This window comes from Campylobacter sp. GTC17093 (genome assembly GCF_055397635.1).
This window is the reverse complement of record NZ_AP038832.1, coordinates 594,477-609,902: the sequence shown is the minus strand read 5'-3', so window position 1 is coordinate 609,902 and position 15,426 is coordinate 594,477. Positions and strand designations below refer to the sequence as shown.

17 protein-coding genes are annotated in these 15,426 nt (G+C 28.6%); 8 read left to right on the top strand and 9 right to left on the bottom strand.

The features are described from left to right. Positions 1-6: 6 nt before the first annotated feature. The 8 genes from atpC (at position 7) to ACZ5VL_RS03020 (ending at position 5,578) form a co-directional block, all read left to right on the top strand. A complete protein-coding gene (gene atpC, locus ACZ5VL_RS03055) occupies positions 7-396 on the top strand; it encodes an ATP synthase F1 subunit epsilon (RefSeq protein ID WP_464199788.1) in 390 nt (129 codons plus the stop codon). After that, positions 396-968, top strand: coding sequence for a MotA/TolQ/ExbB proton channel family protein (locus tag ACZ5VL_RS03050; protein WP_464199786.1), 573 nt, complete (start codon positions 396-398; stop codon positions 966-968). Before atpC ends, ACZ5VL_RS03050 begins: the two co-directional genes overlap by 1 nt. Further along, complete coding sequence (locus ACZ5VL_RS03045; RefSeq protein ID WP_464199784.1) at positions 968-1,363, top strand: biopolymer transporter ExbD; 396 nt, start codon at positions 968-970, stop codon at positions 1,361-1,363. Before ACZ5VL_RS03050 ends, ACZ5VL_RS03045 begins: the two co-directional genes overlap by 1 nt. After that, positions 1,356-2,267 carry a TonB C-terminal domain-containing protein gene (locus ACZ5VL_RS03040; protein WP_464199782.1) on the top strand — a complete coding sequence of 304 codons (912 nt, stop codon included), beginning with the start codon at positions 1,356-1,358 and terminating at the stop codon, positions 2,265-2,267. Before ACZ5VL_RS03045 ends, ACZ5VL_RS03040 begins: the two co-directional genes overlap by 8 nt. A gap of 2 nt (positions 2,268-2,269) precedes the next feature. Then, positions 2,270-3,541, top strand: coding sequence for a Tol-Pal system protein TolB (gene tolB / locus ACZ5VL_RS03035; protein WP_464199780.1), 1,272 nt, complete (start codon positions 2,270-2,272; stop codon positions 3,539-3,541). A gap of 55 nt (positions 3,542-3,596) precedes the next feature. Beyond that, complete coding sequence (locus tag ACZ5VL_RS03030; RefSeq protein ID WP_464199778.1) at positions 3,597-4,118, top strand: OmpA family protein; 522 nt, start codon at positions 3,597-3,599, stop codon at positions 4,116-4,118. A 3-nt stretch (positions 4,119-4,121) separates the two neighbouring features. After that, on the top strand, positions 4,122-5,054 hold the full coding sequence (locus ACZ5VL_RS03025) for a tetratricopeptide repeat protein (protein ID WP_464199776.1): 933 nt from the start codon (positions 4,122-4,124) through the stop codon (positions 5,052-5,054). Between the two features lie 140 nt (positions 5,055-5,194). Continuing rightward, a complete protein-coding gene (locus tag ACZ5VL_RS03020; protein WP_464199774.1) occupies positions 5,195-5,578 on the top strand; it encodes a thioredoxin domain-containing protein in 384 nt (127 codons plus the stop codon). A gap of 99 nt (positions 5,579-5,677) precedes the next feature. Here ACZ5VL_RS03020 and ACZ5VL_RS03015 read toward each other — a convergent pair whose 3' ends face one another. The 9 genes from ACZ5VL_RS03015 to ACZ5VL_RS02975 all read right to left on the bottom strand — a co-directional run bounded on the left by ACZ5VL_RS03015 (position 5,678) and on the right by ACZ5VL_RS02975 (position 15,420). Then, the gene (locus ACZ5VL_RS03015; protein WP_464199772.1) at positions 5,678-5,920 is read right to left on the bottom strand and encodes a TlpA family protein disulfide reductase; all 243 of its coding nucleotides are present in this window, start codon (positions 5,918-5,920) and stop codon (positions 5,678-5,680) included. Positions 5,921-6,132: 212 nt separating this feature from the next. Beyond that, entirely contained in the window at positions 6,133-6,624 is a 492-nt protein-coding gene (locus ACZ5VL_RS03010) for a TlpA family protein disulfide reductase (RefSeq protein ID WP_464199770.1), read from the bottom strand. Next, entirely contained in the window at positions 6,611-7,273 is a 663-nt protein-coding gene (locus ACZ5VL_RS03005) for an ABC transporter ATP-binding protein (RefSeq protein WP_464199768.1), read from the bottom strand. Before ACZ5VL_RS03005 ends, ACZ5VL_RS03010 begins: the two co-directional genes overlap by 14 nt. Next, positions 7,274-8,407 carry an ABC transporter permease gene (locus ACZ5VL_RS03000; protein ID WP_464199767.1) on the bottom strand — a complete coding sequence of 378 codons (1,134 nt, stop codon included), beginning with the start codon at positions 8,405-8,407 and terminating at the stop codon, positions 7,274-7,276. Then, positions 8,394-9,662, bottom strand: coding sequence for an ABC transporter permease (locus tag ACZ5VL_RS02995; RefSeq protein WP_464199766.1), 1,269 nt, complete (start codon positions 9,660-9,662; stop codon positions 8,394-8,396). The genes ACZ5VL_RS03000 and ACZ5VL_RS02995 overlap by 14 nt, the downstream gene beginning before the upstream one ends. Then, positions 9,659-11,080 carry a Fe-S-containing protein gene (locus ACZ5VL_RS02990; RefSeq protein ID WP_464199764.1) on the bottom strand — a complete coding sequence of 474 codons (1,422 nt, stop codon included), beginning with the start codon at positions 11,078-11,080 and terminating at the stop codon, positions 9,659-9,661. Before ACZ5VL_RS02990 ends, ACZ5VL_RS02995 begins: the two co-directional genes overlap by 4 nt. A gap of 37 nt (positions 11,081-11,117) precedes the next feature. Further along, positions 11,118-11,636, bottom strand: a complete 519-nt coding sequence (locus ACZ5VL_RS02985) for an iron transporter (protein WP_464199762.1) — start codon at positions 11,634-11,636, stop codon at positions 11,118-11,120. After that, entirely contained in the window at positions 11,633-13,732 is a 2,100-nt protein-coding gene (locus tag ACZ5VL_RS02980; protein ID WP_464200240.1) for an FTR1 family iron permease, read from the bottom strand. The genes ACZ5VL_RS02985 and ACZ5VL_RS02980 overlap by 4 nt, the downstream gene beginning before the upstream one ends. Positions 13,733-14,688: 956 nt before the next feature. Then, positions 14,689-15,420, bottom strand: a complete 732-nt coding sequence (locus ACZ5VL_RS02975) for a HugZ family heme oxygenase (protein ID WP_464199760.1) — start codon at positions 15,418-15,420, stop codon at positions 14,689-14,691. Positions 15,421-15,426 lie beyond the last annotated feature (6 nt).

Here is a 15,426-nt window from a genome sequence, read left to right as displayed (position 1 = left end):
AGTTTTATGGATACATTAAAATTAGAGATTGTAACTCCTGATGGTATGATATTTTCGAATAATGTAAAGTCAGTTGTTATGCCAGGAGCGGAAGGTGAACTAGGTGTACTACCTAGACACGCCTCTTTAATAACTCTTCTTAAAGCGGGCGCTATAGATATAGAAGATGTAAGTGGCTTTCATGAAGTTGTTGCTATTAATTGGGGATATGCTAAAATAGATGAAAATCATGTTGGTATATTGGCAGATGGTGCTGTGTATATTTCTGGTAAAAACGATGGTGAGCTTTCTAAATCTTTAGAAAATGCAAAAGAGCTTATAAAAAGTATGAGCAGTGATAGTGTTGCAATGGCTGCAACTATGTCAAAAATAGATCATGTAGCGAGAAAAAATTAGTGAGTGGATTAGATATATTTTTTGACTACTTTTTAAGAAGTAGTTTTATAACGATTTTTGTTTTATCATGGCTGTCTATATATTTTATAATTAGTTTTACTATACTTATATCTAGAATGATTGGTCTTAAACAATGGATTAACGATGAGCAAAATGCATTAGAATCTCTTATAATGGGTACAAAAATTGTGCCTGTAAATTCCATTTTAAAAAAATGTACATCTGGTAAAATAACAAAAGAGAAATTAAATATTTGTATTAGTAAAGCACAAAAAAACTCATCTAGTGGACTTACTTGGCTTAGCATCATAGCCTCTACATCTCCATTTATAGGTCTTTTTGGAACGGTAGTTTCGATATTAGAAACATTTTCTAAACTTGGCCAAAGCGGCGGTTCAATAAGTGTAATAGCACCAGCTATAAGTGAGGCATTGATTGCGACTGGATGCGGTATTTTTGTTGCAATTCCTGCTTATACTTTTCATCTTTTACTTAAGAGAAAATCTTATGAGCTAATGCATATTATACACAATGAAGCAGATATCATTGTAAGCAGTTCTAAAGAGGATTAATGACATCAATAGAAAATGATTCACCAGAATTAAATATCACTCCACTTGTTGATATAATGCTAGTTTTACTAGCAATACTTATGGTAACGGCGCCAACTTTAGTTTATGAAGAGCAAATTACTTTGCCAGATGGCTCTAAAAGTACACAAAATCAAAGTAAATCTAAGGATTTGGTAGTTAGGATTGATGCAAATAAAAAGGTTTACATAGATCAAAATAGTATGAGTATTGCGGAACTTCCTGATAATATAATGCTTTTATCTGCAAAATATAATAAAGAATCTCCTGTTTATATTAAAGCAGATAAAAATTTATTATATGATGATGTTATGTTTGTATTAAAAAGTGTTAAAAATGCTGGTTTTACAAAGGTAGCTTTGCAAACAAATGGTTAGAAACGATAATACAGTAAAATATCCAGTTTTTGGGTCTTTTTTCTTTTCTTTTTGTATATATTTTGCTATTTTAGTGGTACTTTTTTTTAAAGTAACTCAATATAAAGAAGAAGCTGTAAAATATACAGACACGCTAGATGCTTTTATGGATGTAGTTGTTATAGATACGCCAATAGAGTCAAATACTCCAAAAGCGCCTAAACCCAAAGAAGAAAAACCAGTTGAAGAAAAACCAGTTGAAGCCAATAAAATAGCTGAGGTTGTAAAAGAGCAAACTACTATGAAAGAACCTAAACCAGCAAAAGAACCTACTGAAGTTAAAGAAGTTAAAGAAGTTAAAGAAGTTAAAGAAAAACTTCCTCCCCCACCTAAACCTAAAGAAGAGCCAAGTGTTCAAGATCTTTTTAAAACAGTTGATACATCTAAAATAAAATATACTAAAGAAAAAGTAGAAAAAAAAGTAGAAAAAAAGGAAGCTAAAAAAGAAGAGATTGCTGTGCAACAAAAAATTCAAAGTAGAAAAAAAAGTGACAACGAAACTACAACTACTAAAAAATCTGCTAGTGATCTTGTAAAAGGCTTAGAAATTGATCAAGTTGCAAAATCTCCTAAAGCACAAAGTACAGGGAAATATGATCCTTTTTATGGTGCCATTACAAGGATATTAGAGCAACACTGGAGAGCATACCGAGCAGAGACAGATAATACAGCTAAAGTAGAAATACAAATCGATAAATATGGTAAATTCAGTTATAATATAGTAGGATTATCTCCTGATAATGAATTTAATCAAAAGGTTAAAAAGTTCTTAGCAGATATGGTGAATGTTACATTTCCTCCAGCGCCTGCTGGCAAAGATAATGTAATAAAAATAGTTTTAGAAGACAAAACGACAACGGAGTAGACATGAAAAAAATTTTCTTATTAATGATTATGGTGGTTAACATATTCGCAGTAGATGCTACTATGTCAATAGTTAATCAAGGTGTTGTATTACCAAAAATAGTTGTTCAAGATGCTACAACAATGGTAAGCGACGAGGCTTTAAAACAAAAATTTTTTAAACTTGTGGTAGGTGATTTAAAAGTTGGTGCTACTTTTGAAGTTCTAGACGAATACATATCCACAAGTTATGAAGGTGACCCAGTTAGTAATGTAATGAGCGAAAAGGGTGCCCAAATTATATATAGATATGCACTTGAAGGTTCAAAAAGCTCTAATTTAAAATTAAAAGTTAAAATACTAGATCCTAAAAAAGCTCAAGTTAGATATGAAAAAATTTACAACATATCAAATGGTGAAAAATTTCCATATTTAGCACATAAAAGTGTTATGGATTTGATAGATAATCTTAATATGTCTCCTGTAAAATGGATGGCAAATTCTATTATTTTTGCAAGAGAAATTTCTCCTATGAAAAGTGAAATTATAGTTGCTGATTATACTCTTACTTATCAAAAGACAATTCTAAGAGATGGACTGAATGTTTTTCCAAAATGGGCTAATAATGAACAAAGTGCCTTTTATTATACAAAATACAATAAATCAAATTTATCTATATATAAATATGACATGGCTAGTGGTAGAAGCACAAAAATCATAGATGGTGATGGTATGCTTGTGGCATCAGATGTGAGCAAAGATGGCTCAAAACTTCTTTTAACGATGGCGCCACATGATCAACCAGATATTTATATATATGACTTAAATAGTAAAAATTTAAAACAACTAACTGATTATAAAGGTATAGATGTTAATGGAAACTTTGTTGATAATGACTCAAGGATAGTTTTTGTAAGTGATAGATTGGGATATCCAAATATATATTCACAAGGTATTAACGATAAAACTGTAGAACAAATGGTTTATCAAGGGAGAAATAATAATTCAGTTAGCACATATCAAAATTATATAGTATATTCAAGTAGAGAGGATAATGTAGGACAGTTTGGAACCAGAGATTTCAACATCTATTTAATATCAACCCAAACAAACTATGTTAGACAACTCACATCTGGCGGTAAAAATAACTTCCCTAGATTTTCAAATGATGGCGGAAGTATAATATATATAAAAGATATGGGTGGTCAAAGTGCTGTAGGTATAATTAGAGTAAACGAAAACAAAAGTTTTCAATTTCCGTTAAAAATTGGTAAAATTCAGTCAGTAGATTGGTAAAATTTTTAAAATTTATGTTATAATACGATAAATCAAATCAAAAAAGGGAAGAAATATGAAAAAAGTATTTTTAATTTCAGTTGCAACAGCTGCAATTTTATTCAGTGGTTGTAGTCAAAAGACTCCAGAGGTTGACACAAGCGCTAGCTCACAAGGCGTAAGCAACGACTATAGTTCTGGTAGTAGAGACACAATGAGTGAATCAGATAGATTAAATGCTCTTATGGCTCAACTTAATTCACAAATCAAATCAGTATATTTTGATTTTGATAAATTTAATATCAAAAGCGATATGCAACCAGTTGTCGCAACAAATTCAAACCTTCTTTCATCTTCAGAGGCTAGCAGTATATCTATAAAATTAGAAGGAAACTGCGATGAATGGGGAACTGATGAGTATAACTATGCGCTAGGATTAAAAAGAGCAAAAGCTGTAAAAGATGCGCTTTCTAGCCGTGGTGTAAATGCAGATAGAATATCTATCGTAAGTAATGGTAAAAGTAATCCAGTTTGTACAGAAAAATCAAAATCTTGCGATGCTCAAAACAGACGCGCAGATTTTACACTTCTTCCATAATTTATGATTAATAAAAATCTTTTTTTGGTAGCTATGTTTATAGCTACCTCTTCATTATTTTCCACAGAAGTTTCGGTGTTTGATGCCGGAAATTTAGATAGCTCTAGTCCTTATGGTCTTACACAAAATGAACAAGTTTTATTAAACAATAAAAAGAAAGTAGAAAAATTAAATCAAAACTTTGGTAGTACAGAAGCAAAAGTAAATAACGCCTTAGAGCGCATAGAAGGTCTTCAAAGTATACTAGAGGGTAATAGTGCCCAACTGGGTAGAATAGAACAAAGACTATCTATGTTGGAAGCTGGTGGTGCAGGTAATTCTACTGGAGCTAGTGAGAGCGATTTAAAAAAGTATGTTGAGCAAAGTAGGGCCATACAAGAAAAAAATAATAATGAAATAAAAAAGATTTTAGCTGAGTTAAGCGCACTTATAGATTCAATTAATTCAAATTATGTATCAAAAAGCGATCTTGCAAAAATGAATTTAAAAGATGTCTCAAAAGATACAAAAGAAACTCCAAAAAAAAAAGAACCAGAAACTAAAGTAGATACCACTGCTCAAAAATCAAGTTCCGATTTTACTAAAAAATCACCTTCCGAGATATTAAAAGAAGCATCTGATATGTATAAAAGCAAAGATTATGCGGGGGCAAAAGAGAGATACTCTCATCTTGTAAGTATAAATCATAGGCCAGCAGAGGCTACTTTCATGCTTGGTGAAATAGAGTATTTTAATAAATCATATGCATCTGCTATAGAGCAATACCAAAAAAGTATATCTATATATGATAAAGCAAGTTATACTCCAAAACTTTTATATCATACTGCAATTAGCTTTGATAAAATAGGAGATAAAACAAGTGCGAATAAGTTTTATAAATTTTTAAAAAGCTCATATCCAAATTCAGAAGAAGCTAAAGTCTCACCAAACCGCTAATAATTAAAATATAAAATTAATTTTATATTAAGTCTTGTGTTAGTGTATTGATAGATTAAATTGCTATCATTAACACATAATTTTACACAAGTAGAATATATGTTTTTAAAAACTTTTACAAAATCTTTAGTGTTTTAGCAATGCTAACAGCTATCAGTATAAGTGCAGCGGTTGTAGAGGGGAGAGATTATGTTAAACTTGAAAAACCTATTGAAAATACAGAAAGTACAGTTATAAAAGTTTTTAGTTATGATTGTCCATTTTGCTATAAATATGATAAAAGTGTAACCAACCCTGTTATGCAAAAAATTCCAGAAATGAAATTTGTTCCATATCATCTAGCTACAAAATGTAAATTTGGTAAATATGCTAGCGAAATTTTAGCAGCTATGATTGTTAAAGAGCAAGCATCTAATACTGATTTGCTTGATGATAAATCAAATTTCAAAAAAGCTAAATTTAATATATGTAAAGCTTATCATGATAAAGAAGAGAGATGGGGTGTTGGGATAGAGCTTAGATAAAGGAATGGACAATGGTATCGAATATGGAGCACTTAGTATTGATTTAATAAAGCTTTCAAATAAAAAGATACAATGGAGAAGCATTATAACCTTTCCATTTTAGTATCTTTTTAGATTTTTTATCTCTTCAAGAATTTGATTTTTTGGAGTAATTCCTAAAAATTTTTTATCTAGTTTGCCATTTTCATCATAAAAATAAGTTGCAGGTACTCCTATTATACCGCCAACTACATTTGATAAAAACTGAATCTCATCACTGCCAAAAATGACAGGATAACGAATATCTTTTTCTTTTATAAACTCGTCAGCCTGTGTTTTATTTTGAAGTTCAGAAGCAACCACATAAAAGTTAAAGTTTATATTTTCAATACTGTTTAAAATTTTAACTTGTTCAGTGCAGGCACCGCAAGTTTTTGAAAAAAATATAAGCCCAAAAGGTTTACCATCTATATGTTTAAGCTCTTTTGCTTGCTGATTATAGCTAAAAGTTATTACTTGCTTTGGATTAATTGCTTTGATATCATTTTGATTTTCACAGCCAAAGAATATAAAAACTAAAGATAATGCGATAATTTTTCTAATATATATTCACATGGAGCATCTCCTTTGATTTTTTCTCTAAAAATACCATTTCTATCAATGACAATTATTGTTGGTATACTTTTTATATCATATCTTTTAAATGTAATTTGAAGTTCATCTTCTAAAATTTGTACATTTTCTAGCTTACTTTCTTTATAATATTTTCTTACAGTTTTGTCATCATTAAAAGTATTGATTGCTAACACCAAAAGGTTTTTATTGTTTTGCATCATTTTATCGAATTTTGGAATATATTGTAAACATCCAGCACAACCATATTGCCAAAAAACTAAAACTTTTGTCATATCTTTATAATTATTATCATTTATTTTAATTTTCTCATTATTTAAATTTATAGCTGAAATTTCTGGCGCAGTTTTACCTATTTTAGCACTCATTTTATCATCACATCCAAAAACAAAAATGATTATAAAAATAGCAAAAAGTAGTTTAATGATTTTCATTACTAATTAATTTTCCATGTGATAGTGTTATCATCCTATCTGCTTGTTTACCAAGAGTAGGATTATGTGTAATAAGAACTATTGTTTTTCCATCTTTTTGAATTTTTTTAAAGATATTTAGAACTATTTCCTCATTTTTTTCATCTAAATTCCCAGTAGGCTCATCTGCTAGCAAGATATTTGGATCATTTATAAGTGCTCTTGCTATACAAACTCTTTGTTGCTCACCGCCACTTAGTTCATTTGGAAGATGTGTAAATCTATGGCTTAAACCAACAATATCTAACATTGCTTTAGCATCTTCTTCATTTGTTGATGAGTGATAATATTGAGCTAACATAACATTTTCTAGTGCCGTTAGATATGGTATTAAGTGAAATTGTTGAAATACTAAACCTATAGTTTCGCGACGTATCTTTATCTTATCTTTTGGTGAAATTTTTGTTACATCTTGATTAAGAAGTTCATAAGTTCCCAAGGTTGGCTCATCCATAAGAGAGAGTATATTTATAAGCGTTGTTTTACCGCTTCCACTTGGTCCCATTATGCTTAACCATTCACCTTTTTTTACATCAAAACTTATATTATTTAGTGCATAAACATCGCCAAATTGTTTGGTTATATTTTTTATATAAATTGTATTTTCCACTTATTCTCCCCTTAAGTTATCAATAATTTTAATTTTTAGCGCTTGTTTTAATGGATAATATGCTGCTAGTACTGAACAAATCATAGAAATAACAATAGCTAAAACAACGGACATTACTCTAAAATCAATACCAGTTTTAAATATCAAGTATCCTAAAATTTGAGATAAAAAGTATCCACAAAGTGCACCTAAAACAGAGGCAAACACACTTAAAAGTAGAATTTCAGATCCAAAAATATATACAATATCGGTTTTTTTTGCTCCTAGAGCTTCATGCAATGCAATCTCTTTTTTTCTAGATAATATTATAGAGCTTAGTGTTGTATTTACGCTTGTTGAACTTATTATCAAAACAATTATGCTAATTAATGCCATTAAAGACTTTATCTTGTTTAAAATAGCTCCTTCTGATAATGAAATTTGGGCAATTGGTTTTGCGCTTATATTTTCATCACTTAAATCATGACTTATTTTAGATATTTTTTTAAAATCTCCTTTTACAACCGCATTTGCATAATTTATTATATTTTTTTCTATTAAAGCTTGTGATTTTTTGATATCAATATACATAAGCTCATCGCTCTCGTCACCGCCATAAAATATACCCTTTACTATGACATTTTGAGATTCTAAGTTTTTAGGGTTTGTTATGGTTATACTGTCGCCTATTTTTACCTCTAAACTTTTTGCCAAATTTATTCCTAAGAACGCACTATCTTTGGTAAAATCAGATAAGCTCATACTACCTTGTCTTATTTCTAAAAAAGGTTTGCATTTTTTTAGTCCGTTGAAATCAACGCCAGCAACGATTCCATTTTTTACGCCAAGATTATAAAATCCATATAAGAAAGGTGTAGATGCAATTAAATCTTGTTTATTAAATTTTTTTAATAAATTTTCATATTCTTCTTGGTGTATAAAATTCTCATCTGTATTGGGTATTATGATAAAATTTGCGCCATATGCTTTTAGCTCACTGCTCATTTTTGTATCTATATCAAAATAAATCCCTAAAAATCCAGCACTTACACACGCTCCTATAAAAATAGCTAGAAATATCACAAAAACTCTTTGATATGCAAAGTGTAAGCTTTTAAAAACAGATTTTATAAAAAATTTATTATTTTTTACCATATAAAACCTCCGCAGGTAGAAGATTTACTATGTTTTTCATTGGGAATAGAGATCCTATTAATGATATAAAAATAGCAAAAAACATTGTTATTGGCATTACTATAATTGAAAATTCTATGTAGTGTGAAAAAATTTGATAAGCAATGATTTGTGAAATTCCAAAACCAGCAAAGATACCAATTAGTGATGAAAAAATAGATAGTAAAATATTGTCTAATGCAAATATTAGATAGATTTGAAAAGAGGTTGCTCCAAGAGCTTTTAAAAGCCCAATTTCTTTTGTTCTTCTATAAATATCAGATGTCATTAATGAAGCTATAGAAATACTTGCAACTATAAATGAAATAATGCTTACAACACCCATCAAAGATTGAATTTTAGCAACTATTGCACTTTCTGCATCGCTAATTTGAGTTTGTGCTTTTGCATTAGATCCTTTGAAATCCTCACTTATTTGAAAAGCAATTGAGCTAACATATGCTGTGCAATACCAAGAATCATATTCTAATTGATCAAGTTCATCTACATTTTTTCTAGCCCTCATTGCTAGGTCATTTTCTGGAACGGTTATCGCAGAAACAAGTACTTTTTGAACTTTGCCATCTAAATTTGTTAAATGTTGAGCAAATTTTAAAGATGTTATGATCTTATTTGCATAATTGGTATCAAAATCTAAAATCCCAACTACTTTTACTTTATTTGCATTTAAATCTAAAGTATCATTTAAAGAAATTTTGTTTTTATTAGCTAGTTCTCTACCAATTAAAATTTCATCCATACTATCTTCTTTAGGATATCTGCCATCAACTTTCCAAAAAGTAAATATAGCTTTTACACCAGTTGTAAAATCTTCTTCATCTTTAACAATGACATTTTTATCAAAATATGTTCCAACTAGCATCGTTTTTTTACCATTTAAATTTACATTGGTATCTAAAAAAGGTGCGAATCCTACTATATTATTTCTCCAAAAGATCTCTTTTATAGTATGAAGAGAGGATTCATCTAAGTAGTTCTCATTTTTTAGTGGCTCAAATCTTTTATTGCCAACATCTATACTGAGAGAATTTCCTTGTGGTAAAACTAAAATATTTGATCCATAACTTCTTAGTTCTTTTGAAATTTCATTACCAATGCCTAGCGTTATATTTAGTATTGATGCAATTAGAAGAGATGTTAAAAATATAGTTAAAAACGCAAGGAATTTATGAGATTTATTGCCTTTTATAGAAGCTTTTAAAATTTTTATTATCATAATAATGACCCTTGATAACCATCTATTCTATAGTTTATTTTTCTAAATTGTTTTATAAATTTTTGAGGATCTTGTTTAAATTTATCCATATTATTTTCATTTTCAAAATAATAAGTTCTATCGCCATATATATAATAATATTTTGATTCCAAGTTGATAATATCATTTTTGCTAACCGGGTCTTTTACTATCTTTTCTCTAACTTCACTAAAATAATTTGCACCGCCTGTTATATCATGAAGTTTTATAATTAATTTTTTTTCATTTACTATATAAGGAAAAGGTATTGGGTTGCAACCACCCATCTTTCCAACAGATGGTAAAAATATTCTTACACCACAAGATACGCAAATAAGTTCACCAGCTTTTTTTACATATCCTTTATCTCCACAAATCATACAACTATCAAAAACAGCCACAGGCGAGCTTTTATCCTCATAACGATTTATTAAGAAAAATCTTATAACTTTTCCATCATCTGTTATGTATGCATATCTGTGAAGCTTATTGTCTTTTAATATATCTGTATCAAATACAAACTCATCGTTTTCATTTGGCTCAATTATGGTTGGCTCATCTATTTCAAGTGGTTTTGAGGCATACAAATCATAGTACAAAAATATAGAGAGGCAAAATATGGATATGATTAAAATACCAATAAAATTTGAACTTATAAATGAATTATGGGCAATATTTTTTCTATACGATATGTCTAAAATTTTCTCTTTTTTAATCTGTTTTTTCTTTCTAAAAAGCAATAAAAGAGCATAAATTATAAAAAATATTATATAAAAATACACAAAAAAGTTGCCATAATGAAGCGATTTTGCTACAAATGAAAGTATGGATTTACTAGTATCAACAACACCTCGTTGCATAAAAATAAGTAAAATTTCTGCTAAAAAATAAATACTATTTGCAATCAAAAATAACGCAAATGATATACTAAAAAAAGCTTTGTTTTTAACAATATCTTTTGTAAATCTTATGATAAAAAAAAGTAAAATAAAGATAAAAATCCCACTTATTATAAAAGCAAAGTTTTTAATGCCAATACTATCTAAAAGCGTTTGTGGGAATATGGGAAAACCATTGCTTGTATAAAAGTACTTTACACAAAAACAAAAAGATACTAAAAATATCACTATTAATTTTATGAAATTTAAAAATTTATTTTCAAAAATAAATATAAAAATAGAAGATAAAAATATTATTAAAAGCAAAATATTTACTGTTAAATATAAGTTTTTAAGCCCACCTGTATAACCACTTGATATAAAGTATCCAAAATATCCAAAGCAGATAGCTGTAAAAATAGTTATAAAAAAAGTAAAAGGATTATTTTTTAAATAAAAGAACATTAAGAAAATTACTAATGGTAAAAAAGAGTTAAGAAGCTGAATAAAATATATGCTCATTGATTAACCTTTATTTAGAGGGATTTTCCCTCTAAATTTATTTTTCTGGCTTTCCTGTGTATTTAAATGTATATTTAACACTAAAAGGCTCAAACCATTTTCCAACTCCAGTTTCTTTATCAACATGGCGACCAAATCCTTGTTTTTCTGGGTTTTCAATAGCAAAAATTAGTTCATAGTTTCCGATACCTCCATCCATTTTAATGTTTGAACCATAGTGTGGACCATCATCGGCAACCATAGGCATTAAAGTACCTTTTTTAACTTTGCCATTATCTGTATTTGTTAGTTTATAAGCTATTGTCAAATAAGGCATCCAAAACCCTTCTGGGAAACCATTTGGATTATTTTTAAGAGCATGTATATCGGCTTCTAGGTGTATATCAGCTAAGCTAGCGGCTAAATCAATACCTCTTGGTTCCATTTCTATTGGCTGTAAATAAACAGCTGCAATCTCCATGCCATTTTTTTCAATAGGATCACCTATTGGAACTTCACCAGCATAAGCTGAACTAATGATCAACATAGTAGCTAGGCTTAACAATGTTTTTTTCATTTTATTTCTCCTTTATGATTTAATTTTTTTGTAATAAATACACCAACTATTAATATAATTAGAACTATGATTTGAGGCGTTAATGTCTCATAATATGGATAAAATCCAAGCCAAGTAATTGGCTCAAATTTTATAGGTAAAAATGTAGGTATTATGATTTTGCCTTCTATTAATTCGGCAATACCTTTTCCTGTAAATACAACGCACATATAAAAAATTATATAAGATGTTAGTTTGAAAAAAAGTTTAATAGGTATTTTTATAGCCCCAGCTTTTAATAGGAAATATAATACTATTAATACTATGCTAGCGACTATCAATCCACCAAAAATAGAGGCAAAATCACTATTTGTATTTGCATCAAAAAGTAGGGCTTGATAAAATAAAACTGTCTCTGCACCTTCTCTATATACAGCTAAAAACAGAGTTATCCATAAAGCTCTAGCAGAGTTTTTGCTAATTGCATCGCTTGCCATAGTTTGTAATTTTTGACTCCATTTTTTGCTTTCGGCTTTATGTAGTAGCCAAAAACCTACATATAAAAGTAGCATTACTGCTATTAAAAATGTAATTCCTTCTAGTAGCTCCCTAAACTGACCAGCATATTCTCTAAACATATAATAAATTACAAAAGCAGTGACAAAGCTTAGAAAAATTCCTGTAAATATGGCAGAATATGCTATATTTAGCCTATTTGAGTTACCGCTTTGTATCAAGTATGAAACTATAGCTACAACTATTATTAGTGCTTCTAAACCTTCTCTTAACAAGATTCCAAATGCTGCTAAAAATAAAAATATTGGTGAAGAATTGCCTATTTTATCAAGAGATGAGTTTATTAACTCTATTAATTCATCAAAGCATTTTTTTAACTCTTCTTTTGGTGCATGGCTTTTTATAAGAGCAACACCGTTAGTAAATTTGCTCTCAATATTTAGTTTTAAATTGCTATCTACAGCCCCAATTTTATTTTCCATTCCACTTGCTTCAAAGATATCTAGATAAACAGATTGAAGATCATTGATACTTGTTTGGGCGCTATTTGTTTCATATTTTGATAAAATTAGATCTATAGAAGATTTAATTTCGCTAACAACTTTTGTGTAATCTTTTGTTTTAATATCTTCTTGGCTAAATCCATCCACTTTTATTTGAGATATTAAATTTTGAGGTATTAATAACATGGCATCAAATAGTGTTTCTTTTACATTTTCAAAACTCTCTCTAATAGCTTTTTCTGTCAAGTTTTCATCATCTAATTTCATTAAAATTTGGCGCAAGGATTGTTGAATTTTTTGATCCATTCCAGCTTTTGTATTTTTATTGATTAATATTTCCAATTTTGAGTTTCTGTAATCATCGAAGAGAGCAGAATTTATGAGATTTTTTGCTTCCTGGATATTGTTTTGTGTAAAACTCATAGCTGCTTCATCTAGTTTTAAAGAGAAGTTATCAAAAAGCATTTGAAGTTTTGGATCTATGGAAGAAGCATTTTGTAATTGAGCAACTATTTCATCATTTGAAGGTACTGTTTGTATATCTTGATTCTCTTTTGAAACTATATTTGTATTTTGGTTTGCATCATTTTGATTTTGTGCGGTTATTGTAGTATTTGAAGATGAAATATTATCTTCGTCTTGAAGTAATCTAGCAAATATATCATCAGCTGCAGCTTCTCTTTTTGCATTTTCTTTTATTGAGGATTCTTCAGCTGCTTTTTTATCGTAGTTTATATCACTTGGTTCTGCTTTGAGCCTAAAGCCATTTTGAACTATTGGTATTACTTCATCTAAATCAAAATACAGTCCACTTACCAAAGCTTTGATTTTTTTGATGTCTTCTTTATCTTTATAATATTTTCTAAGTGTTGTAAATTTTCTTTCCATTGAGATAACGCGTTTGCCAACATTTCTGCCAATAGAACCTTCTATATTTTCAAAATGTTGAAAATATGCATCTTCGGCTAATTTTTTTGCTTTTAAATTATCTCCGCTTTCATATTCATGTATGCTTTGATTTATAATGTCTTTTATTGCTTGAGCTTCTGCGTAATAATCATCTACCCTTGCTAGAGAAATTGTCATGAAAACAGACATAATTAAAAATAAAAATCGCAACTTTTAATCCTTGTGTAATTATATAATTATTATGATAATATTTATCATATATAATTTTAAAGGTGTAGTATAAGGTAATAATTCTTAAAATACAATTAGCTATTTATAAGAATATTTTTAAAGCACGTCTAGTAGATAAAATATCGATTATATAAATATTGTCTAGAGTTTTTTAAGAATTATTTTGATAATTTAATATCTTTTATATTAGAGAATTTATAAACTTTTTTAATATTTTTATTAAATTTGATTAATTATTTTTAAACTTCTTAACTCTATTTATTTATAAAAAATAATAGTTGCAATTATAAATATATTCATATAATATGTCAAAAGCATAGGAAATTTCTCATTTGCAAATGTTGTGAGGATTGGCGTAATAGTATAGGCTATATTATAAAAAACGAAATTCCTGTAAATTTATATTTGATGAAAAAAGTTTTAATAAAAATATGTGGTTTAAAAATTCAAAACACGAGTGGTTAACAAATAGACTCTCTTTTAGTATGTTCACTCATGAAAACAAATCCATAGTGATTCTTTACATATTAAAATTCTTGGCATTGTGAAGAATAATGCCAAGAATAAAATTGCGCTATAACTGATAACATAAACATTTTTGCCGTATTTATCACCAAAATGACATTATAATGCTATCAAATGGATCAAGGTGTGAAGGAAAAAATAGTTTTGAATATAAGGAGTAAAAAATACAAAAATGATGAAATCATGAGACTTAAGCATTTTCATCCAGTGATGAAAGTCCAAGTATTTTATTTTCTTCTTTTTTAATCCTCTTTATCATAAAATTATTAGCAAGATCCTATCTAAAAAGCATTAAATATCATTTAAGTTTAGCTATATTTAATGTATTAAGATTTATAGTTTTGTAAATCAAGATAAAAATTTTATTAATTTATTATGAGCATAAATTTTTACATTTTATGGGGATTTTTTACATGAGGCATTTTTGTAACTTTTAGTCCTTGCGTATCATATGCCGCGCCAAAACCTTTTACAAATCGTCCTTTTCCAAGATTAAATTTGATTATATGAAAATCTTTAAAACGCTCAATTAATCCAAGCGCACTTTCTTCTTGAAATTTTTGTCCAAACAAAGAAAAAATTTCATCTCTTCTTTCATTAATAAAAGTTGCATTTGCTTTAAAGCTAATGCGTTTTCTTGCAAAAATTGTTCTCGCCTCATTCTCATCTTGTAAAAACATTAAAGAAACTTGAGTAGGATTTGTTTTTATGCTTATAAAGTGCTCAGCCATTTCCGAAACCATAATAAAAATTTCATCTTTAATTCGCACAAAAGGTGCATATGAGGCAACACAGCATGCATCTTTATTTAAACTGGATATAAAAACACTTTTAAAACTATTTATAAAATTATTAATTTCAGTATTTAAGCGACTAAAATCATCATCAAAATTTAGACTTGCAAGAAGCTCTTGTATAGCTAGACGATAACCTTCATTGTCTTTATCAACTTTTCTTAAAAATGGTACTCTAATGGTCTCACTAGTGGTTTTTATGTCTATTCCAGATTCATCTATATTTACAGCTTTTGCACCTTTAGTTTCTTTAATTTTTCCAAAATGAGATGCTAATTTTTCCACTACATCACCATGGTGGTTATTTAGATGGTTTAATGTGTCCATTTTTCT

Coding starts and splice junctions, on each gene's coding strand:
- ACZ5VL_RS03045 (WP_464199784.1), top strand. CDS start 968: ATGACATCAATAGAAAATGATTCACCAGAATTAAATATCACTCCACTT.
- ACZ5VL_RS03025 (WP_464199776.1), top strand. CDS start 4,122: ATGATTAATAAAAATCTTTTTTTGGTAGCTATGTTTATAGCTACCTCT.
- ACZ5VL_RS02975 (WP_464199760.1), bottom strand. CDS start 15,420: ATGGACACATTAAACCATCTAAATAACCACCATGGTGATGTAGTGGAA.
- ACZ5VL_RS03010 (WP_464199770.1), bottom strand. CDS start 6,624: ATGAAAATCATTAAACTACTTTTTGCTATTTTTATAATCATTTTTGTT.
- ACZ5VL_RS02990 (WP_464199764.1), bottom strand. CDS start 11,080: ATGAGCATATATTTTATTCAGCTTCTTAACTCTTTTTTACCATTAGTA.
- ACZ5VL_RS02995 (WP_464199766.1), bottom strand. CDS start 9,662: ATGATAATAAAAATTTTAAAAGCTTCTATAAAAGGCAATAAATCTCAT.
- ACZ5VL_RS03030 (WP_464199778.1), top strand. CDS start 3,597: ATGAAAAAAGTATTTTTAATTTCAGTTGCAACAGCTGCAATTTTATTC.
- ACZ5VL_RS03020 (WP_464199774.1), top strand. CDS start 5,195: ATGCTAACAGCTATCAGTATAAGTGCAGCGGTTGTAGAGGGGAGAGAT.
- ACZ5VL_RS03040 (WP_464199782.1), top strand. CDS start 1,356: ATGGTTAGAAACGATAATACAGTAAAATATCCAGTTTTTGGGTCTTTT.
- ACZ5VL_RS03000 (WP_464199767.1), bottom strand. CDS start 8,407: ATGGTAAAAAATAATAAATTTTTTATAAAATCTGTTTTTAAAAGCTTA.
- tolB (WP_464199780.1), top strand. CDS start 2,270: ATGAAAAAAATTTTCTTATTAATGATTATGGTGGTTAACATATTCGCA.
- ACZ5VL_RS02980 (WP_464200240.1), bottom strand. CDS start 13,732: ATGTCTGTTTTCATGACAATTTCTCTAGCAAGGGTAGATGATTATTAC.
- ACZ5VL_RS02985 (WP_464199762.1), bottom strand. CDS start 11,636: ATGAAAAAAACATTGTTAAGCCTAGCTACTATGTTGATCATTAGTTCA.
- atpC (WP_464199788.1), top strand. CDS start 7: ATGGATACATTAAAATTAGAGATTGTAACTCCTGATGGTATGATATTT.